This is a genomic window from Sphingosinithalassobacter sp. LHW66-3 (assembly GCF_050703275.1).
GTDB lineage: Bacteria > Pseudomonadota > Alphaproteobacteria > Sphingomonadales > Sphingomonadaceae > Sphingomonas.
The window spans coordinates 2,502,814-2,523,489 of the sequence record NZ_CP193482.1; the positions used below are offsets into that span (position 1 = coordinate 2,502,814).

19 protein-coding genes are annotated in these 20,676 nt (G+C 67.3%); 11 read left to right on the top strand and 8 right to left on the bottom strand.

The window, feature by feature from the left end; translation table 11 throughout:
* Positions 1–265 precede the first annotated feature (265 nt).
* The 6 genes from ACQ450_RS12325 (at position 266) to ACQ450_RS12350 (ending at position 7,908) form a co-directional block, all read left to right on the top strand.
* Complete coding sequence (locus tag ACQ450_RS12325; protein WP_431469473.1) at positions 266–2,989, top strand: Rne/Rng family ribonuclease; 2,724 nt, start codon at positions 266–268, stop codon at positions 2,987–2,989.
* 124 nt (positions 2,990–3,113) lie between these two features.
* The gene (locus ACQ450_RS12330) at positions 3,114–4,481 is read left to right on the top strand and encodes a M48 family metalloprotease (protein ID WP_431469474.1); all 1,368 of its coding nucleotides are present in this window, start codon (positions 3,114–3,116) and stop codon (positions 4,479–4,481) included.
* Positions 4,478–5,224: a DsbA family protein gene (locus ACQ450_RS12335; protein WP_431469475.1), complete on the top strand. Its 747-nt coding sequence runs from the start codon at positions 4,478–4,480 to the stop codon at positions 5,222–5,224. Before ACQ450_RS12330 ends, ACQ450_RS12335 begins: the two co-directional genes overlap by 4 nt.
* Positions 5,225–5,287: 63 nt before the next feature.
* A complete protein-coding gene (locus ACQ450_RS12340) occupies positions 5,288–6,124 on the top strand; it encodes a hypothetical protein (RefSeq protein ID WP_431469476.1) in 837 nt (278 codons plus the stop codon).
* A 93-nt stretch (positions 6,125–6,217) separates the two neighbouring features.
* Positions 6,218–7,138 (top strand): ABC transporter ATP-binding protein, encoded by a 921-nt coding sequence (locus ACQ450_RS12345; RefSeq protein ID WP_188053987.1) that lies wholly within the window; start codon positions 6,218–6,220, stop codon positions 7,136–7,138.
* On the top strand, positions 7,138–7,908 hold the full coding sequence (locus ACQ450_RS12350; protein WP_431469477.1) for an ABC transporter permease: 771 nt from the start codon (positions 7,138–7,140) through the stop codon (positions 7,906–7,908). The genes ACQ450_RS12345 and ACQ450_RS12350 overlap by 1 nt, the downstream gene beginning before the upstream one ends.
* Here ACQ450_RS12350 and ACQ450_RS12355 read toward each other — a convergent pair.
* Together ACQ450_RS12355 and glpX are read right to left on the bottom strand one after the other, a co-directional pair.
* Complete coding sequence (locus ACQ450_RS12355; protein WP_431469478.1) at positions 7,880–8,653, bottom strand: CPBP family intramembrane glutamic endopeptidase; 774 nt, start codon at positions 8,651–8,653, stop codon at positions 7,880–7,882. The two genes, ACQ450_RS12350 and ACQ450_RS12355, sit on opposite strands and share 29 nt — an antisense overlap.
* On the bottom strand, positions 8,650–9,615 hold the full coding sequence (gene glpX / locus ACQ450_RS12360; protein WP_431469479.1) for a class II fructose-bisphosphatase: 966 nt from the start codon (positions 9,613–9,615) through the stop codon (positions 8,650–8,652). The genes ACQ450_RS12355 and glpX overlap by 4 nt, the downstream gene beginning before the upstream one ends.
* 147 nt (positions 9,616–9,762) lie before the next feature.
* On the opposite strand from glpX, the gene ACQ450_RS12365 reads away from it, so the two are divergent.
* Positions 9,763–10,038 carry a hypothetical protein gene (locus ACQ450_RS12365; RefSeq protein WP_431469480.1) on the top strand — a complete coding sequence of 92 codons (276 nt, stop codon included), beginning with the start codon at positions 9,763–9,765 and terminating at the stop codon, positions 10,036–10,038.
* A 2-nt stretch (positions 10,039–10,040) separates the two neighbouring features.
* Here ACQ450_RS12365 and ACQ450_RS12370 read toward each other — a convergent pair whose 3' ends face one another.
* The 5 genes from ACQ450_RS12370 to ACQ450_RS12390 form a co-directional block, all read right to left on the bottom strand.
* On the bottom strand, positions 10,041–11,333 hold the full coding sequence (locus ACQ450_RS12370; RefSeq protein WP_431469481.1) for a homoserine dehydrogenase: 1,293 nt from the start codon (positions 11,331–11,333) through the stop codon (positions 10,041–10,043).
* Positions 11,334–11,401: 68 nt separating this feature from the next.
* Entirely contained in the window at positions 11,402–11,821 is a 420-nt protein-coding gene (locus tag ACQ450_RS12375; RefSeq protein WP_431469482.1) for a VOC family protein, read from the bottom strand.
* A gap of 69 nt (positions 11,822–11,890) precedes the next feature.
* Entirely contained in the window at positions 11,891–12,760 is an 870-nt protein-coding gene (locus ACQ450_RS12380) for a helix-turn-helix domain-containing protein (protein WP_431469483.1), read from the bottom strand.
* The gene (locus tag ACQ450_RS12385) at positions 12,757–13,710 is read right to left on the bottom strand and encodes an isopenicillin N synthase family dioxygenase (protein ID WP_431469484.1); all 954 of its coding nucleotides are present in this window, start codon (positions 13,708–13,710) and stop codon (positions 12,757–12,759) included. Before ACQ450_RS12385 ends, ACQ450_RS12380 begins: the two co-directional genes overlap by 4 nt.
* Before the next feature lie 71 nt (positions 13,711–13,781).
* Positions 13,782–14,285: a hypothetical protein gene (locus ACQ450_RS12390; protein WP_431469485.1), complete on the bottom strand. Its 504-nt coding sequence runs from the start codon at positions 14,283–14,285 to the stop codon at positions 13,782–13,784.
* 106 nt (positions 14,286–14,391) lie between these two features.
* On the opposite strand from ACQ450_RS12390, the gene ACQ450_RS12395 reads away from it, so the two are divergent.
* From ACQ450_RS12395 to ACQ450_RS12410, 4 genes are all read left to right on the top strand, one after another.
* Complete coding sequence (locus ACQ450_RS12395) at positions 14,392–15,630, top strand: multidrug effflux MFS transporter (RefSeq protein ID WP_431469486.1); 1,239 nt, start codon at positions 14,392–14,394, stop codon at positions 15,628–15,630.
* A gap of 93 nt (positions 15,631–15,723) precedes the next feature.
* Positions 15,724–16,062 carry a DNA primase gene (locus tag ACQ450_RS12400; protein ID WP_431469487.1) on the top strand — a complete coding sequence of 113 codons (339 nt, stop codon included), beginning with the start codon at positions 15,724–15,726 and terminating at the stop codon, positions 16,060–16,062.
* A 148-nt stretch (positions 16,063–16,210) separates the two neighbouring features.
* Entirely contained in the window at positions 16,211–17,452 is a 1,242-nt protein-coding gene (locus ACQ450_RS12405; protein ID WP_431469488.1) for an MliC family protein, read from the top strand.
* A gap of 41 nt (positions 17,453–17,493) precedes the next feature.
* Positions 17,494–17,889: an acyl-CoA thioesterase gene (locus ACQ450_RS12410; RefSeq protein ID WP_431469489.1), complete on the top strand. Its 396-nt coding sequence runs from the start codon at positions 17,494–17,496 to the stop codon at positions 17,887–17,889.
* Positions 17,890–17,911: 22 nt separating this feature from the next.
* Here ACQ450_RS12410 and ppc read toward each other — a convergent pair whose 3' ends face one another.
* Positions 17,912–20,587: a phosphoenolpyruvate carboxylase gene (gene ppc, locus ACQ450_RS12415; RefSeq protein WP_431469490.1), complete on the bottom strand. Its 2,676-nt coding sequence runs from the start codon at positions 20,585–20,587 to the stop codon at positions 17,912–17,914.
* Positions 20,588–20,676: the final 89 nt, after the last annotated feature.

Consider the following 20,676-nt stretch of genomic DNA (forward strand, 5'->3'; position numbering starts at 1 on the left):
TCGTGTTTCGGGAAACCGCCGCAGCCGGCTTTCCGGCGCGGCAATTCAGGTTGACGCTGCATGAGGCAATTTTCCCTTCGTCCCGACCGCAGTGCCGTTACGGCGCCGCGCGCGGCGAAGGTGGAGCATCCGAGCCGCCGGTTCGGACGTGCCCGGGCAGCAACGGCATCTCATTTAACCAGCACCGCCGGGCATCTTCGCCCGGCACGCCTTTTTGACGGCGCGCGACACGGGCCAGGGGGCCGGCGCGCCCGGAGACACGTACATGACCATGCGTATGTTGATCGACGCACGCCACCGGGAAGAGACCCGCGTGGCGGTCGTCAAGGGAAACCGGATCGAGGAGTTTGATTTCGAATCTGCCGAGCGCAAGCAGCTCAAGGGCAATATCTATCTCGCCAAGGTGACACGAGTCGAACCGTCGCTGCAGGCGGCGTTCGTCGATTACGGCGGCAATCGCCACGGCTTTCTGGCGTTCAGCGAAATCCACCCCGATTATTATCAGATCCCGAAGGAGGATCGCGACGCGCTGCTCGCCGAAGAAGCCGAGCATGCCGCCGAGGAAGCCGCGCTCCGCGCCGAGGAAGAGGCCGATGAGGACGCCGCCGCCGACGGTGACGTCGAAGTGGTCGAGCGGCGTTCGGACGACGATGAAGGCGAGGATGCCGAAACCGGCGACGAGGAGTCGCCGCGGCGCAAGCGGCGTGGCGGCAATGGCGAGGACAGCCCGGCCGAGGCGCTTCGCCAGCGTCGCATGAGCCTGCGCAAGCGCTACAAGATCCAGGACGTGATCCGCCGCCGCCAGGTGCTGCTCGTCCAGGTCGTCAAGGAAGAGCGCGGCAACAAGGGCGCGGCGCTCACCACCTATCTGAGCCTCGCCGGCCGCTATTGCGTGCTGATGCCCAACACCGCGCACGGCGGCGGCATCTCGCGCAAGATCTCCAATGCCGGTGACCGCAAGCGGCTGAAGTCGATCATGGCGGACCTCAAGCTGCCGCCGACGATGGGCTGCATCGTCCGCACCGCCGGCCTCCAGCGCACCAAGACCGAGATCAAGCGCGACTTCGACTATCTCGCCCGGCTGTGGGACGAGATCCGCGAGGCCACGCTCAAGTCGACCGCGCCGGCGCTGGTCTATGGCGACAGCGACCTCATCAAGCGCGCGATCCGCGACATCTATAATCGCGACATCGACGAAGTGATCGTCGAGGGCGAGGAGGGCTATCGCCAGGCCAAGGACTTCATGAAGCTCCTGATGCCGAGCCACGCGCGCAAGGTGAAGCAATATGCCGATGCGGTGCCGCTGTATCAGCGCCACCATGTCGAGGATCAGCTGGCGGCGATGTACCATCCGGTCGTCCAGCTGAAATCGGGCGGCTATCTGGTCATCAACCCGACCGAGGCACTGGTGTCGATCGACATCAACTCGGGCCGCTCGACGCGCGAGCACAACATCGAGCAGACCGCGACTCAGACCAACCTCGAAGCCGCGCAGGAGATCGCACGCCAGCTCCGCCTGCGCGACATGGCAGGCCTCGTCGTCATCGACTTCATCGACATGGATCATTCGTCCAACGTCCGGAAGGTCGAGAAGGCGATGAAGGAGGCGCTGAAGAACGATCGCGCCCGCATCCAGGTCGGCCGCATCTCCGCCTTCGGGCTGATGGAGATGAGCCGCCAGCGGCTGCGCACCGGCGTGCTCGAAGCGTCGACCGTCCAGTGCCCGCATTGCGAAGGCACCGGGCTGGTGCGCACCGCTTCGTCAGCGGGTCTGTCCGCGCTGCGCCTGATCGAGGACGAGGCGGCGCGTGGCCGCGGTTCGCAGCTCACGTTGCGTTGCAGCCAGGAAGCCGCCTTCTATGTGCTCAACAAGAAGCGCGCCGACATTGCCGAGATCGAGGACCGCTATGGCGTCTCGGTCGAAGTCGCGTCGGACGGCGAGCTCGAGGGCGCGCGCATGTCGGTCGAGGCCTCCGGCCCGCCGCCGGCCCACGCGCCGCGGATCGAGCCGCTGATCGAAGAGCCCGAGGACGATCTGCCGGAAGAGATCGAGGACGAGGAAGACGAGGTCGAAGCCGAGGCCGAGGCCGAGGCCGAGCCGCGCGAGCGCAACCGCCAAGAGGGACGCGACGCGGAAGGCGAGGGCGAAGGCGGGCGCAAGCGCCGCCGCCGCCGCCGTGGGCGCCGTGGGCGCGGTCGCGACGAGGATCGGGAGGAGCAGTCCGGCGAGGAGCGGGACGAATCCGCGACCGATGAAGAGGAAGCTACCGGATCGGAGGAGTCCGAGGCGGGCCAAGCCGAGGGCGCGCAGGAAGATCGCGACGAAGGCGAGGGAGGCCGCAAGCGCCGCCGTCGCGGTCGGCGCGGTGGCCGTCGCGGCACGCCGGTCGCTGAAGAGGCTGTCGCGCAGGCGGCCGACGCCGTCGAACCGGAGGAGACGAGCACCGAGACTCCGGTGAGCGACGTCGCCGAGATCGGCGAAGCCGAGCAGCCGGCACCTGTCGAAGCCGCCGAGCCGGCGGCTGCGGCCGAGGAGGCGCCCAAGCCGCGCCGTCGCCCGCGCGCACGCAAGGCCGACGCCCCCTCCGAGGCTGCCGCGCCGGCAGTCGAGGCCGCTGCGACCGAAGGCGAAGCCGCGGCGGCCGCTGCGAAGCCCAAGCGGACGCGCCGCAAGAAGGCGGCTCCCGAAGGCGATGCGGGCGAAGCGCTGGCAGCTGCCAGCGAGGCGCTCGAGGCGCTGCCCGGACCGTCTGCCGAGGCTGAGGCGGAATCGAAGCCGCGTCGCCGCGGGGGTCGCCGCAAGGCTGCCGAAGCGGAAGTTCCGGCCGAAGATGCGCCCGAGCCGGAGCCGGTGACCCAGGACGGGGCCTCCGATGCGCAGGAAGCCGACAGCTCCGAAGCGGCTGAGCAGCAATCCGAGACCGCGGACGCGGGCGAATCCTCCGCGGGTCCGCGTCGCGGCTGGTGGCAGCGCACCTTCGGCGCATGATGACTCGTGACGGCGCCGCGCCTTTCCCGCGCGGCGCCGCTTCACGCGACATTCAGACCGTTCGCCCGAGAAGGCCGCGCGCGCGAACGTTGCCGAGAGCGGAGTTGAAGACGATATGACAGCCATGAAGCGCTTCGTTGCCCTTCTGGCGCTGGTCTGCCTGATTGGCTTCGCTGCCCGTCCGGCCGCCGCGCAGTCGATCCTGCGCGACGCCGAAACCGAGGCGCTGTTCGCCGACATGTCCCGCCCGATCATCGAGGCGGCGGGGCTGGAGCCCGACAATGTCCGTGTCGTCCTGATCCAGGATCCCTCGATCAACGCGTTCGTGGCGGGCGGCCAGACCGTTTACATCCACAGCGGCCTTCTCGACGCCGCCACCAACGTCAACGAAGTCCAGGGCGTCATCGCGCACGAGCTGGGCCATATCGTGGCCGGGCATGTGCCGCTGCGCAACAGCGGCGGGGCCGGCGCGATCTCGATCCTTTCGATGGTGCTGGGGGTCGTCGCCGTCGCGGCGGGCGCGCCCGAAGCCGGCACCGGAATTCTGATGGCGGGCAGTCGCGCCGCGATCGGCAAGTATCTCGCCTATTCGCGCAGCCAGGAAGCGACCGCCGACGCTGCGGGAGTGCGCTTCCTAAACACTGCGGGCGTCAACGGCCGCGGGATGCTGGAGTTCTTCAAGAAGCTCCAGAACCTCGAATATCGCCTCGCGGTGCCGCAGGAGGACAGCTACGAGCGCAGCCATCCGCTCAGCGGCGAGCGGATTTCCGCGCTGACCGCCGATCTGGAGGGCGCGCCGAGCTGGAACCGGGCGACCGATCCCGAGCTCGAGCAGCGGTTTCAGCGTGTCCAGGCCAAGCTGCGCGGCTATGTGAACGATCCGCAGGCGACGCTGCGGCTCTATCCGACCAGCAACCAGTCGATCCCGGCGCATTATGCGCGCGCCTATGCCTATCACAAGTCCGGCTATCCCAGCCAGGCTGCGGCCGAAGCGGCGGCGCTGGTCCAGGCGGCTCCGGACGACGCATATTTTCTGGAGCTGGAGGGGCAGATCCTGCTCGAATCCGGCCATGCCGAGGAAGCGCTCGAGCCGCTCCGAATCGCTGTCGAGAAGACCAGCTATCAGCCGCTGATCGCCACGCTGTTCGGTCACGCGCTGATCGCGACCGAGGACCCGGCGAACCTGCGCGAGGCAGAGCAGGTGCTGCGCCAGGCAGTCGCCCGCGACCGCGAGAATCCCTCGGCCTGGTATAATCTCGCCATCGTCTACGAACGCACCGGGGACCGCGCGCGTACCGCGCTTGCGATGGCCGAGCGCGCCAGCCTGATCGGCGACTCCGCCGTTGCGGCGGCGAGCGCACGCACGGCAATGGCGGGGCTCGAGGAAGGGTCGCCTGACTGGATCCGCGCGCAGGACGTTCTGATGGTTTCGCGCAACGCACTGCAAGAGGAACGCGGCGACCGCAGCCGCACGCCGGAGGACCTGCAATGATCGAGCGGCTCACGCGCAGTCCCTGGTTGTTCGCGGCTTCGTTCGTGCTCGCGGCGGTCCTAGGCGCGGGCATCTTCGCGGCGGCGCAGGCAGTGGTTCCGGCCGCGGGCGCCGATGCCGATCGGGCACGGATCGAGTTGGTGGTTCGCGATTATCTGCTCGAGAATCCGGAAATCCTTCCCGAAGCGATGGAGCGGCTGCGCGCGCGCGAGACCGCCGGCGCCGTGGAGGCGAACCGGAACGCGATCGTCGATCCCTATCCCGGCGCGTGGGCGGGGAACCCCGACGGCGACGTCACCGTCGCGGTCTATATGGATTATGCATGCGGCTTCTGCCGCGCGAGTCTGCCCGCGATCGAGGAACTGCTGACGAAGGACCGCAACGTTCGCGTGGTCTATCGCGAATTTCCGATCCTGAGCGAACAGAGCGTCACCGCCGCCCGCTGGGCGCTCGCGGCGGCCGAGCAGGGCAAATATTCCAGCTTCCACGACGCGCTGTTCGCGCAAGGCCAGCTCAGCGAGGCGTCGATCCGTCGCGCCGCGGCGACGGCTGGCCTGAACATCGAGAAGGTCCGCGAGACCGTCGGCACACCGCGCGTCCAGCGCGAACTGGCGACCAACCACACCACTGCCCAGGCGCTCGGCATCAGCGGGACTCCCGCCTGGGTGATCGGCGATCGCGTGCTCCCCGGCGCCGTCTCCTATCGCCAACTCGCCGACGCGGTGGCCGCTGCCCGCCGCTGAGCCGCCGCGCCGTCTATAAGTCCTTCAGGGGAGCGCACAGGGACGCTCCGATTGGAGGATATCATGGCGCCGGGAGTTTTCATCGAACCGGACCCCGAGCTGGCGGAGCTTGCGGATCCCAACAGCAAGCTGGGAATCGAGATCTTCAGCGGCCATCGTGCCTGGCTGAAGGGTGATCTTGTCGCCGGTCGCAATCGCTTTTTCGATTCGATCGCAGAGCGTCTGCACGCGACCAAGCTGACCTATGAGGATCAGTGCACCGCGCTTTATTATTTCGACCTCGTCCGAACGCTGCGCGACCTGGCTGGCGAATTCGACCGCGTCGTCGAGGTCGGCGTCTATATGGGTGGCGCTTCCGCCGTTTTCGGCGGCTGCATCGAGCGGTTCGACTTCGATCTCGACCTCGTCGATATCAATGCGCGTTTCCTGCTCTTCTCCTACGAGCGTATCCGCCGCGCATTCCCGGAATCGGCGCATCGCGTTCGCCTCTTCCACGGCGACGTTCCTTCCTATGTGAAGAATGTTCTGACGGTGGAGAATCCCGGCAAGTGCATCGTCCATCACGATGGCGCGCATGACTTCAACCAGGTGGTGAAGGATCTCTCGGCGCTTTCCTTCGTCCGCGAAAAGCTTCACGCGATCATCGCCCAGGATACCCACCTGCGGGGCACGATCAAGCACATGAACTTCGTAGACATGGCGCTCTATGCCGTCTTCGGCACCGAACTCGCCTATGCGCCGATCGGCACCAGTTATGAGGTGGGGGACGGCCGCACGGCGCCCAATGAATATCAGGGCAATTACTTCCTCCCCGGCGTGCCGGAGGGAATCGTTCTGCCGATCGCCGCCAATGCGTTTCGCTATCCCCATCCGTCGATGACGCTCGACGCCTTTCTCTGAATGCCAAGGGCGGCCGCCGTTACGGTGTGCCGCCCGCCACCCATTGCCGCGCGGCTTCGCGCCTCCCATCTAGCCTCCGTAGAAGGGGGCTTCATGCAGATTCTATCCGTTTCCGGCGTCAGCAAGACCTATGGCTCGGGGCACAAGGCGCTCGACTCGGTCGACCTCGAAATCCGGCGCGGCGAAATTTTCGCGCTGCTCGGGCCGAACGGCGCGGGCAAGACAACGCTCATCAACATCGTCTGCGGCATCGTCGTGCCGAGCTCCGGGACCATCTTGGTCGATGGACATGACGCGCTGCGTGAGCCGCGCGAGGCGCGATCGCGCATCGGTCTCGTCCCGCAGGAGCTGTCGGTCGACATGTTCGAGACGGTGATGGCCACGGTGCGGTTCAGCCGAGGCCTGTTCGGCAAGGCGCCCGACAAGGCCTATTGCGAGCGCGTGCTCAAGGATCTGTCACTGTGGGACAAGCGCAACGAGAAGATCAAGGATCTCTCGGGCGGCATGAAGCGGCGCGTGCTGATCGCCAAGGCGCTGGCGCACGAGCCGGAGCTGCTGTTCCTCGACGAGCCCACCGCGGGCGTCGACGTCTCGCTGCGGCGCGACATGTGGAAGCTGGTGCTGGGGCTGCGCGAGCGCGGCACGACCATCATTCTGACCACCCACTATATCGAGGAAGCCGAAGAAATGGCCGATCGGGTGGGCGTGATCGACAAGGGCAGGCTGTTGCTCGTCGAGGAAAAGACCGCGCTGATGAAGAAGCTGGGCAAGCGCGAGATGACGCTGGTGCTGATGGAGCCGATGCACGCGATCCCGCCCGAACTCGCCGAATGGGAACTGACGCTCGCCGACGAGGGACATGCGCTGCGCTACGTATTCGATGCGCAGGCGGAGCGGACGGGCATTCCCTCGCTGCTGCGCAGGCTCGGCGATCTCGGGATCGGCTTCAAGGATCTGGACACCTCGAAATCCAGCCTCGAGGACATTTTCGTCGATCTGGTGGAGCAGCGCTGATGCACGGGTTCAACGCACAGGGCGTCTGGTCGATCTATCGCTTCGAAATGGCGCGTGCGCTGCGCACGCTGTGGCAGAGCCTGGCCGCACCGGTGATCACCACGTCGCTCTACTTCGTCGTGTTCGGCGGCGCGCTCGGCAGCCGGATCGAGAATGTCGACGGCGTGAACTACGGTGCGTTCATCGTGCCGGGGCTCATCATGCTGTCGCTCTTGCAGCAGAGCATCTCGAACGCCTCGATCGGCATCTACTTTCCCAAGTTTACCGGCACCGTCTACGAGCTGCTGTCGGCGCCGATCTCGGCGATGGAGATGGTGCTCGGCTATGTCGGCGCCGCCGCCACCAAATCGATCGTGATCGGCCTGATCATCCTGGTCACGGCCAGCTTCTTCGTCGACCTCGATATCCGCCACCCGTTCGCGATGGCGGCGTTCCTGATCCTCACCAGCCTGGCGTTCAGCCTGTTCGGATTCATCATCGGCATCTGGGCAAAGGGCTTCGAGCAGCTCAATTTCGTGCCCGTGCTGCTGGTGACGCCGCTCACCTTCCTGGGCGGTGCCTTTTATTCGATCGACATGCTGCCCGAGCCGTGGCGCACCGTGAGCCTGTTCAACCCGGTGGTCTATCTGGTGAGCGGTTTCCGCTGGAGCTTCTTCGGCGAGGGCGATGTCGATATCTGGGTGAGCCTGGGCTTCACCGGCGGTTTCCTCGCGCTGTGCCTGTTCGTCGTGTGGCTGATCTTCAGGACGGGCTGGCGCCTGAAGAGCTGAGCCGCCGACGGCGCATCAGCAGCGCGGGCTGGAGCACCAGTCCGTTCAGATCGATCAGCACATGGAGCAGGATCGGCAGCAACAGGCTGCCGGTGACGAGGTAGATCAGCACGAAGACCAGCCCCATTACGCTGGTGCCGATCACGCCGGCGGCGCCCTGATAGAGATGCATCAGCCCGAACACGAGCGCGGCGGCGACCAGCGCCAGCACCGCGCCGCCACCCGCGAGCACGATGAGCAGCGGCAGATAGAGGCGGAAGAACAGCTCCTCGGTGATACCCGCGTTGGCCGAGAGCAGCGCGCCATAGGGCAGCTCGGCGCGGTTGCGCGGCAGTAGCGCACCGATGTCGCCGACAACGCGGACCTCTTCGCCCTCCTTCGGCGGGCGCAGCAAGGCGAGCGCACTGACGAGGATCAGCCCGCCGACCAGTCCGAAGAGCGTGCCGGTGATGAGGCCGCGAACGTCGTCCAACTCGCCCAACAGGGCAGTCGCGGGCAGGAACTCGACGGGAAAGGCGACGATCTCGCCCAGCCGACCCACCAGCGCGAGCCCGATAAGCGCGCCACCGCCGAACAGCAGCATCGCCTGAACGACCCAGCGCCCGAAGATGCGCTTGCGCTCGCGCGTGTCGTCGATCGTCTTGAACCGCGCATAGGAGCGCGCATCGAAAATGGTGAAGACCGCCAGTACGACGAGCGTGACCGCGAGCAGCAGCTGCGCCGCGGTGGCGGTCTCCAGGATCACAGCCGGTGTTCGCCCTTCACCCAGCGGACCGTGCCCGAGCTTGCGCGCATCACCACGCTTTCGGTGTGCATCTTGCGGCCATAGCGCTTCACTCCGTCGAGCAGCGAACCGTCGGTCACGCCGGTCGCGGCGAAGATGCAGTCGCCCTTCGCGAGATCGGTGAGCGTATAGATGCGATCGAGATCCTCGATCCCCCATTTGGCGGCGCGGCTGCGCTCGTCATCGTTGCGGAAGACGAGGCGCCCCTGGAACTGGCCGCCGACGCACCGCAGCGCCGCCGCCGCCAGCACGCCCTCCGGCGCGCCGCCCTGGCCCATATAGACGTCGACCGTCGTCTCGGGGTCGGTCGTCGCGATCACGCCTGCGACATCGCCGTCGGGGATCAGCATGATGCCGCAGCCGCAGCTACGCAGCTCGGCGATCAGCTTCTCGTGGCGCGGCCGGTCGAGCACGCAGGCGATGATCTCGTTGGGGGCACAGCCCTTCGCCTTGGCGATCGCCTGGATATTCTCGGTCGGGCTCTTGGCGAGGTCGATCACGCCTTCGGGATAGCCGGGGCCGACCGCCAGCTTGTCCATATAGACGTCGGGCGCATTGAGCAGGCAGCCCTCCTCGGCGATCGCCAGCACCGCCAGCGCGTTGGGACCGGCCTTGGCCGTAATCGTCGTGCCTTCCAGCGGATCGAGCGCGATATCGATCTTCGGGCCGCTGCCCTGCGCCGCGCCGACCTTCTCGCCGATATAGAGCATCGGTGCCTCGTCGCGCTCGCCTTCGCCGATCACCACGGTGCCGTCGAAATCGAGCTGGTTCAGCGCGTCGCGCATCGCCTCCACGGCGGCCTGGTCCGCGGCCTTTTCGTCGCCGCGGCCGACCAAAGTCGAAGCCGCGATCGCCGCGGCTTCGGTGACTCGCACCATTTCGAGCACCAGGACGCGGTCGAGAACTTTGCTTGCAGTCGGCATGGAATCGGGCACCCCTCGAATGTGATCGCCAAGCCGATAGGCGAGCGCCTCTGCCGGGGCAACTGAGGAGCGTCCGGGCGCGTGCCGCGGCAACTTCGTGCCTGCCCCGGCGTTGAGAAAAGCGGGGGGCACGAAGGAGCACGCCCGATGTTGTCACTTCTCCTGCTGCTGCCGATCGTTCCGATGCAGGATGCACCGGCGCCCGGGCAAATCGAGCTTCTTCGCGATGCGCAGACCTGCGCGGCGGGCGAAGCCGACTGCACCGAGCGGCGTAGCCGCTTCCGATTGCCGCTCGATCCCGCCGAGACCGAGGATCGCGTTGCGCGGGCGATGGAGCAGGAGCCGATGCGGTGTGGTCTTTCGGGCGCGCCGGTCTGCCCCAGCGACGGCACCGTCATCATCGATACCGGTTCCGACGACTGACCTCAGTCGGAGAGGATCGGCATCCACATCGGCTCGCTCTTGAGGCTCGGCGAGCCCCGCAGTTTTTCGAGCGCCTGAGCGACACAGCGCTCCGGGCCCTCGTGCGTCACGATTGCCACGAGCACGCTTCCATCGGCCATCGCACCGCGCTGCATCAGGCTTTCGATCGAAACGCCGGCATCGCGCATCGCCGCGGCGATCTCGGCGAGCACGCCCACCTTGTCGGCCACGGTGAAGCGCAGATAGTCCCGCCCGCGGCGCTCGCCGCTGTCCGCCGGCGGGAGCGCCGCCAGCGCTTCGACCGGCATCGCATAGGGCGGCCCGAATTCGCCGCGCGCGATGTCGATCAGGTCGGCCACGACAGCGGAGGCGGTCGGACCGTCGCCCGCGCCTGCGCCCTGGAAGAAGAGCCGTCCGACGAAATTGCCTTCGGCGACGACCGCATTGGTCGAATGAAGTACATGCGCGAGCGGATGATCGAGCGGCACCAGCATCGGCTGGACGCGCTGGAACAGGCCCTTGCCGTCGGCGTCGGCCATGCCCAGCAGGCGTACACGATAGCCGAGTGCGGCTGCTTCGGCGATATCGGCGGCGATCACGTTGCGAATGCCCGTGACGACCACGTCGGCGAACGCAGGTTGCGCGCCGAAGGCGAGGCTGGCGAGGATCGACAGCTTGTGTGCTGCGTCGACCCCGTCGATATCGGTCGAGGGATCGGCTTCGGCATAGCCGAGCCGCTGCGCTTCGGCGAGGATGTCGGCGAAGTCGCGGCCCTCGGCTTCCATCTTGGTGAGGACGAAATTGCAGGTGCCGTTGAGGATCCCGTAGACGCGGTCGATCACATTGGCGGCAGCGCCTTCGCGCAGCCCCTTGATCACCGGAATGCCGCCGGCGACCGCAGCCTCGTACTTGAGCGCCACCCCGCCGCTTTCGGCCGCGCGGGCGAGCTCGAGTCCGTGGTGTGCAACCATCGCCTTGTTGGCAGTGACGAAGCTCTTGCCGGCGCCCAGCGCGGCGCGAGCCAGCGCGAGCGCGGGTCCGTCGGCACCACCGACCAGCTCGACCACTGCATCCGCCCCGGGGTGCCGTGCCAGCTCGGCGGGGTCATCGACCCAGTCGAAGCGGTCGAGATCGATCCCGCGGTCCTTGCTGCGGTCGCGGGCGGACACGGCGACGACTTCGATCGGGCGGCCCGCGCGCCGCGCAATCAATTCGCCGTTCGCGTCGATGAGCCGAACGACGCCTGCTCCGACGGTGCCGAGTCCGGCAAGGGCGACGCGCAGCGGTTCAGTCATTCGGTGCTCCTGTGGTTCAGCGCGACAGCGCCTAACCCAAGTGACCGGCGGTTGGAACGGCAGCGCTGCTACTGATCGGCAAAGGGATCGCAACTGCCGAAGCTCCAGACATTGCCTTCGGGATCGCGTGCGCCATAGCCGCGCCCGCCATAGGACTGGTCGGCCGGCTCCATGAAGATTTCGGCACCGGCGTGCCGCGCGCGCTCGGCGTGCGCATCGACGTCGGCTACGACGAGGTACAAGGTCACGGTCGCGGCGCCTGCCTCGGCCGCCGTCTTCATTCCTGCCGCGGCGGCATAGTCGGTTGGTTTCGCCGAGGAAATCATGATCATGCGGTCGTGCCAGAGCAGCTGGGCATGATCGATGATCTGCGGATCCTGTGCGTTTGCATAGACTGCGTGCCGTTCGAATCCGAACGCATCGCAGAGGAACGCGATCGCCGCAGGCGCATCCGCATAGCGCAGATTGGGAATGATCTCGTGTCGCATCCGACTCTCTCCCTGGTGGTTTGCACTCGCTGCCATGCCGCGCGGGGAGACGATTGGACGAAAGGCACCTCAGCGCTCGATCAGCCCTCCGCCACCGGGCACCAGCCGCGCGGCGAACGCGCGCGGCGTGAGACCAGCGAATTCTTGGAACTCGCGAATGAGGTGCGACTGGTCGCAATATCCGCATTCGGCAGCGATGCCCGCCCAGTCGCGATCACCGCTTTCCGCAAGCCCCACCGCGCGCTCGAACCGGCGCAGCCGTCGCCAGCTGCGCGGGCCTACCCCCACCAGATCGGTGATCCGGCTTGCAAGATGCTTGCGGCTCCAGCCGATGTCGCGGGCGATCTCGGCAAGCTCGACGCCGGCGAGCGTTTCGGTCTGGCGCAGGGCATAGAGGTCGACTGCGCGCAGATCGGCGGTGCGCGCCAGTCGTGCCTCAAGCGCGGCTTCGATCAGCCTGACGCGCTCCGCGCGATCCGCCGCCTCGCCCAGCGCCGCGCCCAGCGTGGCAGCGGCAACACCGAACAGCGCCTCCAGCGGCACCACGCGGTCGCGCAGTTCGTGCATCGGCACGCCGGTCAGCCGCCGCAGCGCCACGGGCGACAGGAAAACATGCACGCCGCGTTGCGCGCCGGTCGATTGCGATAGTGCCGGTCGCAGATGGGTTCCCGCGACGAATGCCTCGCCGGCGCCGAGCCGCAACGTGCCCCCATCGCCGCCCACCAGCGCGATCGGCTCGCCGAGATTGACGAGCAGCACCGCCTGGGTGTTCGGCAGCTCGCGCCGGACGGTGAAGCCGCCGGTGCGCTCTTCATAGTCGCAATAGCCGCCGATCCAGCCGGCGAGCTGCTGCCCCGGCGCGAAATGCGCCATGCTCCAGGCATTGACGCCGTCGTCGTGCGCGTCGACGCGCAGCAGGCGCGCCGACGGCCGGATCACGGCTTGATGAGGCCGATCTCGATCAGCCGTTCGCGCAGATAGTCGTTCGCCGTGATCGGCTGCGGATAGCGGTTCGGATTGTCCTCCGAGATGCAGCTCTCGAGCGTCTCGATCGTGAAATCGGGCGCGAGGTGCAGGAAGAAAGGCATCGAGTAGCGCGCATTGCCCCGGCGCTCGGGCGGCGGATTGACCACGCGGTGGCTGGTCGAAGGCAGCACATGGTTGGTCAGCCGCTGAAGCATGTCGCCGACATTGACCACCATCGCTCCTTCGGGCGGCTTCACCGGGAGCCAGCGACCGTCGCGGTCGAGCAGCTCCAGCCCCGCCTCCTCGGCTCCGAGGAGCAGGGTGATGAGGTTGATGTCCTCGTGTGCGCCTGCGCGCACGCCGGGCGCATCGGGCGACACCGGCGGATAATGGAGCAGGCGGAGCACCGAATTGCCGTCAGCCACCGGCTTTTCGAACCAGTCGGGGGCTAGCCCCAGATGCCGGGCGATCGCCGACAGCAGCCGCAGCCCGGCGGTGTCGAATGCCGCGAACAGCGCGCCGAAGGTTTCGCGAAACCCTTCCGGCCGATCAGGCCAGATATTGTCGGGCATGGCCTCGGCATAGCGGTGCCCGGCCGGAAGATCGCGGCCGATATGGTAGAATTCCTTGAGGTCGTTCTCGCTCGCGTCCTTGGCGATCTCGATGCCGAAGGGCGTGTAGCCGCGCTGGCCGCCGCCGCCGGTAACATGATAGCGGCGTTTCTCGTCCTCCGGCAGCTCGAAGAATGCGCGGGTAGTGGCCCAGGCGCGATCGACCAACTGCGGATCAATCCCGTGATCGCAGACCATCGCGAAGCCGAACCGCTCGAACGACTGCCCCAACTCGGCGGCGAACGCCTCGGGCTCGCGATCCGCGCGCGCTAGGCTGACGAGCGGAACCTGGTCGAGAAGGGTGTCGGTCACGAATCGGGACTCCGGTTGAACTGAGCTCCGCAGATAGCGGCTCGGGCGGCGCCCGAACAGCGGCGCGTGCGTTACTCGCCGATCGTCAGCGTGCCCCGCGTCTGGTCGCCTTGGCCGCCGAGTTCGAGGCGGAAGCGGTCGCCCTCGGCTGTCGTGCCGGCAAAACCGGCTGCATCTGCCTGAAACTCGAAGTCGTTCGCGGCAAGCTGTTCGCGGAACCACTCCTGCACGGTCGCCGCATCGGCGGGGCTGGTGAATCGGAAGGTCGCCTTCGCCTGATCGCGCTGGCCCATTCGGTCATCGGCCTCGGCATTGAAGCCCGTCACCGTCGATCCCGGATAGAGCCGCATCCCGTTCACGTCGAAATCGGCGGCGTCGATCTGGATCGGAGGCAGCTTCAGCGACCCTTCGAACCCCGGCGCCTTGATCGTGAAGCGGCCGTCGGCGTCGGAGGTGATGCTCGCATTCCCGCCGTCCGAAATGGCGTCGATCGACATCGCCGTGCCGTTGCCTTCCCCATCTCCGCAAGCGGCGAGCGGCAGGGCGAGCAACAACAGGGCGGCGGCGCGGTTCATGGGCTTGGTCTCCAGCGTGTTATACTCACAATACACTAGGGATTTGCCCGGGCCAGGTCAAGCAAAGCAGGTGACGCGACCGGCGCGATCCGCCAAAGGCTCCCGCATGGATCAGCAGACCGCACCGCCGCACGCCGAATCGGCGGATCGCGCGCCGCTCGGCTTCGGGGAATTCGTCGCGATCGTCGCGGCACTGATGTCGCTGACGGCGCTCGGTATCGATTCGATGCTGCCGGCACTGCCCGCGATCGGCGACAGCCTCGGCGTGGTCGAGGACAACCGGCGCCAGTTGGTGATCACGGCCTTCCTGCTGGGCTTTTCTTTTGCGCAGCTCGTCTACGGGCCGCTCTCGGATCGGTTCGGGCGCAAGCCGGTGCTGCTCGCCGGACTGTGCGGATATGTCGTCGCCAATGCGCTTGCCGCCGTGTCCGGCAGCTTCGAGCTGCTGCTGCTGGCGCGGTTTGCGAGCGGCGCCGGAGTGGCCGCAGCCCGGGTGGTGACGATCGCGATCGTGCGCGACTGTTTTGCCGGACGGGCGATGGCGCGCGTTATGAGCCTCGCCTTCATCGTCTTCATGGCGGCACCGGTGCTTGCGCCTGCTTTCGGCCAAATCGTGCTGCTGTTCGGATCGTGGCGGCTGATCTTCGGCGGCATCGGCGGAGTCGCCGCGCTGATCGCGATCTGGTTCTGGGTGCGGATGCCCGAGACTCTGCCGTCCGAGCGCAAGCTGTCGCTCGATCCGCGGCGCATCGGACGGGGCTATATGACAGTGCTGCGCGATCGCTGCGCCGTCGGCTACACGCTTGCGGCGGCGGCGCTTTCGGGCGCGCTATTCGGCTTCATCGGTTCGGTGCAGCAGATCGTCGCCGATATCTTCGAGGTGCCACATCTGCTCACGCTGGTGTTCGCTTGCGTGGCGGGAACCATGGCGCTCGCATCGTTCATCAATGCACGGATCGTGATGCGGCTGGGCACCCGGCGCATCTCGCATTTCGCGCTGGCTGGGCTGATCGGCATCTCCGCCGTGCATCTGGCGGTCGTGTGGTTCGGCGGCGAATCGCTGGTGAGCTTCATCATTCTCCAGGCTCTGATGATGGCGTGCTTCGGGCTCGCCACTTCGAATTTCTCGGCGATGGCGATGGAGAATATGGGCGAGGTCGCCGGCACGGCGTCGAGCTTTCAGGGCTTTGTCACGACGCTGGGCGGCGCGGTGCTGGGAGCGGTGATCGGCCAATCCTACGACGGAACGACCGTGCCGCTCTATGCGGGTTTCCTGTTGTGCGGAACGGCGGCGTTCATCGTCATCGCGATCGCCGAGCGCGGGCGGATGTTTCGCCCGAGCTGACATAAGCGAGGCGGCGCGGCGGAACGCGTGCGCGGTCCTTCCGTTGACGTCCGGCCCGGGCATTCCGCCCGCGGCCGAGACGATGAGGACGATATGGGCGGCCATCAGATTCCCGAGCAGGGCCCCAACGACGACGGGTACGACGAGAGCCAGCGCGCCGAGGTTTTCGAAGCGACGCGCGGCGGCCCGAACGACGGCACGGTGCAGACCGACATGGACCCGGACCTCGGCGAGGAGCTCGACGACGTCGAAGGCGAGGACGATCTCGCGATGCGCGACCGCGAGATCGGCGAAGAGGATCCCGATGCGCGGCTCGACCGCGACGATCGCGATGAAGACGATCTGCAGGCGGACTATGACAACGACGCCGTCGACCAGGCCGCGCTCGACGCGGAGGGCGACGACGGCGACGACGCGGCGCTCGCCCCCTGAACCTGCCTGCGCTTGACCCCGTCCGCGCGGCTGCGCAGCATGGCGCACTCCCCGCTTCGGAGTGCGCCATGCTCACCGACCTGCGAGTCGACCACTATATCGTGCGCCAGGCAGATTTCGCTCGGCCGCAGGCCGCGGAGTCGATCAAATGGAGCGTGCTTTCGTTCGAAGGCCGCTGGCGAACATGGCCGCTTTCAAGGCGCGTGCGGCGTTCGGCTTCTGGGCGGGCGATGTCCTGGAAACCGCCGAGGGGGCGCAGTTGGAAATGCGGGAAGTGCTGAGCCGTACGCGTGCGCCCGGAACGGGGGCCGCGCGGCGGCGTTCGCAGCTGCGGCCCGTTTCCGCGGGTTCGGGTCCTGGAGGAGAGCATCGTATGCGGCTTGCCGTCGCCCTGATCGCCCTTTGCGCGCTCGCTGCGTGCAGCGAAGGCGAGGACGCCGACATCGTAACCGACATCGAGACCCGGCTGCCGGCTGATGTTCAGCCTGCGACCTCCGCGCAATCCGCCGAGGCCGCGCCGCCCGAGCCGGCTCCTGCTCCGCAGGCCGAAGCATCGTCTGCGCCGAGCGCTCCGGTTGAGCCCGTGGCCGAAGCGGCGATCGAGGATTCGAACGGCCGGCAGGCCGCCGCAGACCTCGTCACGCACTATTATCGCCTGCTCTCGCGCGGCGCCTATCGCCGTGCCTATGGACTGTGGGAGCGCGATGGCACCGCGTCCGGTCTCTCGAGCGAGGAGTTCGCGCAGACGTTCGAGGAATTCAGCGAACTCCGCGCCGAAGTCGGCCTGCCCGACCGCATCGACGCGGGCGCAGGCAATCGCTGGGCGCGGGTTCCGGTGCGCGTCACTGGCCGGCTGGCGGCAGGAAACCGGCCGTTCGTCATGCGCGGTTTCGTGACGGTGCATCGCAATGGCGCCATTCCGGGCACGACTGCCGAGGAGCGCAGCTGGCGGATTCACGAGATCGACGTGACGCCGCGCCCTGCGGAAGCCGAGCCGGAGCCGTCGCCTGTTCCCACGACGGCCGCGACAGGGGAGCTGACGCCGCTTGCTACGCCGGTCGCCCGGGCCAGTCCCACGCCGATCCCGAGCCCGACCACAAGCCCCGCGCCCACTGCACCGGCTTCGCCAACGCCAGAGGCGCAGACGGAGACGCGCTCCCTTTCCCGCTATCGCTGCGTCGATGGTACGCAGCTCGTCGTCCGCTTCGCTTCCGATCGGGAAAGGGTGGCGGTCTCGCGCGAGGGCGAGACGGTCGCGACGCTTGCGCGGCAGGAGGTGGGCTCGGGCATGCTCTACACCAGCGAGGGCTACACGCTGCAGGCGCGTGGCGACGCGCTGACCTTCACCGCGCGCGGCGAGCCGCCGATCCCGTGCACCCTGACCGAGTGACGCCGCTTCCCAGCCTCTCTGCCGCGCACTAGGGACAAGGCATGGCCCGCTTCACCACGCGCATCACCGCCGGTTCCGGCGACATCGACGAGCTGGGCCATGTCAACAATGCGGTCTGGGTGAAGTGGATCCAGGACGTGGCGATCGCCCATTGGGATGCGGTCGCGCCGCCGGAGCATCGCCGGGCCTATGTCTGGGTCGTGACGCGCCACGAGATCGACTATCGCGGCAATGTGCGCGACGGCGAGGCCGTGACGGCGGAAACCTGGGTTTCGGAGCCGCCGCGCGGCGCGCGGTTCGACCGACACATGCGGTTCACCGGGGAGGACGGCAAGGTGAAGGTCGAGGCGAAGACGACCTGGGCGCTTCTCGATCGTGCGACCGGGCGGCTGATGCGCGTCCGCGACGACATCGCCGCGCCGTTTCTGGACGACTGACGCGCCAGCGGCGGCCGACGCGCTAGCCGCTGTTGCGCAGCGCCGTCGCAATCGCGTTGATCGAGAGGAGAATACCCTCGCCGATCCGGCTGTCCTGCTCGCCCGCGCGGTGGCGCTTCAGCAGCTCGATCTGCAGCAGATTGAGCGGTTCGATATAGGGGAGCCGTAGCCGGATAGACGTTTCCAGTCGCGGGTGTTTCTCCAGCAGCCGCGTCTGGCGCGTCACGGTCAGCAGTCCGTCGTGCGTGGCATCCCAGCCTTCGCGAATGCGCCCGAAGATCCGGTCGCGCAGCGTATCGTCCTCGACCAGCGCCGCATACCGCCTGGCGATCCCCATGTCGGATTTGGCGAGCACTTGTTCCATATTGTCGAGCGTGGCGGCGAACAGCGGCCAGCCGGCCGCCATCTCGCGCAGCAGCCCCTTGTCGTCGAAGTCACGGATCGCCTGGCCGACGCCATACCAGCCGGGGAGCATGACCCGCGCCTGCGCCCAGCTGAACACCCAGGGGATGGCGCGCAGATCCTCGATCGCGTCGGACTTCTTGCGGCTCGCCGGCCGCGATCCGATCTTCAGCCCACTAATCTCGGCGATCGGAGTCATCTGGCGGAAGAAGGTGGTGAAGCCCTCCGTCTCGTACACCAGCCCCCGATAGGCGCGGAACGCCGTCTCCGAGAGCCGGTCCATCGCCGCGGAGAAGCGGTCATAGTCGCGCGCGCTCAGCTTTTCGGGTTCGAGCGTCGCGAGCAGCGTGGCCGATGCCATTGCTTCGAGGTTGGTCGTCGCGCTTTCCGGCGTCCCGTATTTCGCCGCGATCACTTCACCTTGCTCGGTGATCCGGATGCGCCCCTGCACCGTGCCGGGCGGCTGTGCACGAATCGCCGCGAACGCCGATCCGCCGCCACGGCCCACCGCGCCGCCGCGGCCGTGGAAAAGCTGCATCGACACGCCGGCCTTCTCGAACACCGGCTGCAGCGCCGTGGATCCGCGCGACAGCTGCCAGGTCGAGGTCAGATAGCCACCGTCCTTGTTCGAGTCGGAATAGCCGATCATCACTTCCTGATGCCCGCGCGCGGCGCTGATCGCGGCAACTTCGGGCAGCGCGAACCAGGCTTCCATGATCGACGGCGCCGCTTCGAGATCGGCGACCGTCTCGAACAGCGGCACGGCCATCACATGCGCCTGCGGCGTCTCTCCCGGAACGTAGAGCCCGGCTTCCTTCAGCAGCACATGGACTTCGAGCAGGTCAGAAACCGACTCCGCCATCGAGACGATGTAGTTGGTGATGCACCTGCGCCCATAGCGCGCATGCGCTTCGGCCGCCGCGCGGACGATGGCGAGTTCGGACGCGGTTTCGTCCGAATAGTTCGCATAGGGGCTGGTCAGGGGCCGGGGACTCGCCAGCTCGCGCCGAAGCAAGGCGATCCGCTCGTCCTCGCGCAGCGCCGCATAATCGTCGCAGACGTTTGCCGACTTCAGCAGCTCGGCAACGACGCGCTCGTGGACGGCGCTGTTCTGGCGCATGTCGAGCGTGGCGAGATGAAAGCCGAAGGTCTCGACGGCGCGAATCAGCCGCCCCAGCTTGCCGCCGGAGGCGAGCGGGCTATCGCCGCCGCCCGCAAGCCCATGTGCGATCGCGGCGAGATCGTCGCGAAGCGCGCGGGGATCGGGATAGGGTTCGCCGGTCAGCGTGCCGGGGCGCGGCGGCGCCTTTCCGACGAGCTTCAGATGGGTGGCGGCGAGCCGCGCATAGATCCCGGAAATGGCGCGGCGATAGGGCTCGTCGGCGCGGCTCGCAGCGGTGTCGCCGCTCGCCTCCGCCAGCGCCACGACAGCGGGATCGGCATCGGCGTGCAGCGTCGAGATCGACAGCTCGGCGCCCAGCGCGTGGAGCGAATCGAGATAATGGACCAGCACCGTCTCGGCGGCGCGCGCCAGCGCGAGCCGAAGCGATTCGGCCGTGACGAAGGGGTTGCCGTCGCGGTCGCCGCCGATCCAGCTCCCCGGCTTGAGAAAGCTCGGGCTGCGCTCGCCGAGCGCCCGATCCCAGCGTGCATAAAGCGCCGGCAGCGTCGGCAGGAAAACGTCGCGAAAATAGCTGAGTGCGGTTTCCACTTCGTCGGCCACGCCAAGCTTTTCCCGACGCAGCACGCGCGTCTGCCACAGCAGCGCGATCTGGCGCAGGATCGCCTCGTCGACTCGATCGCCGTCCGGCGTCTCCTGGAGCCCGCGATCCTTCAGCGCCATCAGTTCGGCGATCCGGTTCTTGTGATCGATCATGCTCTTGCGCCGCACCTCGGTCGGGTGGGCCGTGAGCACGGGCACGATCAGCGCCTGGTCGAGCAGCGCAGCGACGGCGCTGCGATCGACACCGTGTTCGGCAAGTCTTGCAAGTGCGCTCTCGACATCCGCCTCGTCTTCGGCGGTCACGCCCTGCCGATCCTCCGCGAGATTGGCGAGCATCGAAAACAGCATGAACCCGCGCGTGAAATCCAGCGTCTCGTCGAGTGTCAACCGGTCGAGCCCGGGATCGATCGCATCGGCGCCGGCGATACCGCGATGCCGGTCGACCGAAGTCGAGCGGATATATTCGATCCGCTTGAACAAGTCCTCGCCGCCATGCCGGCGAATCACGTCGCCGAGCAGGCGCCCCAGAAAGCGGATGTCCGGATTGTTGGTGATCGGAGGAAGCGTGGCCATGGCGCCTTTGCTGCATTGCGGTACTGGCCCGGTCAACCGGTGATCGGGACGATTGCGGAACCGATGGAGGGGTTCATTCTTTCCCTAAG

Coding starts and splice junctions, on each gene's coding strand:
- ACQ450_RS12325 (WP_431469473.1), top strand. CDS start 266: ATGACCATGCGTATGTTGATCGACGCACGCCACCGGGAAGAGACCCGC.
- ACQ450_RS12330 (WP_431469474.1), top strand. CDS start 3,114: ATGAAGCGCTTCGTTGCCCTTCTGGCGCTGGTCTGCCTGATTGGCTTC.
- ACQ450_RS12335 (WP_431469475.1), top strand. CDS start 4,478: ATGATCGAGCGGCTCACGCGCAGTCCCTGGTTGTTCGCGGCTTCGTTC.
- ACQ450_RS12340 (WP_431469476.1), top strand. CDS start 5,288: ATGGCGCCGGGAGTTTTCATCGAACCGGACCCCGAGCTGGCGGAGCTT.
- ACQ450_RS12345 (WP_188053987.1), top strand. CDS start 6,218: ATGCAGATTCTATCCGTTTCCGGCGTCAGCAAGACCTATGGCTCGGGG.
- ACQ450_RS12350 (WP_431469477.1), top strand. CDS start 7,138: ATGCACGGGTTCAACGCACAGGGCGTCTGGTCGATCTATCGCTTCGAA.
- glpX (WP_431469479.1), bottom strand. CDS start 9,615: ATGCCGACTGCAAGCAAAGTTCTCGACCGCGTCCTGGTGCTCGAAATG.
- ACQ450_RS12365 (WP_431469480.1), top strand. CDS start 9,763: ATGTTGTCACTTCTCCTGCTGCTGCCGATCGTTCCGATGCAGGATGCA.
- ACQ450_RS12370 (WP_431469481.1), bottom strand. CDS start 11,333: ATGACTGAACCGCTGCGCGTCGCCCTTGCCGGACTCGGCACCGTCGGA.
- ACQ450_RS12375 (WP_431469482.1), bottom strand. CDS start 11,821: ATGCGACACGAGATCATTCCCAATCTGCGCTATGCGGATGCGCCTGCG.
- ACQ450_RS12390 (WP_431469485.1), bottom strand. CDS start 14,285: ATGAACCGCGCCGCCGCCCTGTTGTTGCTCGCCCTGCCGCTCGCCGCT.
- ACQ450_RS12395 (WP_431469486.1), top strand. CDS start 14,392: ATGGATCAGCAGACCGCACCGCCGCACGCCGAATCGGCGGATCGCGCG.
- ACQ450_RS12400 (WP_431469487.1), top strand. CDS start 15,724: ATGGGCGGCCATCAGATTCCCGAGCAGGGCCCCAACGACGACGGGTAC.
- ACQ450_RS12405 (WP_431469488.1), top strand. CDS start 16,211: ATGGAGCGTGCTTTCGTTCGAAGGCCGCTGGCGAACATGGCCGCTTTC.
- ACQ450_RS12410 (WP_431469489.1), top strand. CDS start 17,494: ATGGCCCGCTTCACCACGCGCATCACCGCCGGTTCCGGCGACATCGAC.
- ppc (WP_431469490.1), bottom strand. CDS start 20,587: ATGGCCACGCTTCCTCCGATCACCAACAATCCGGACATCCGCTTTCTG.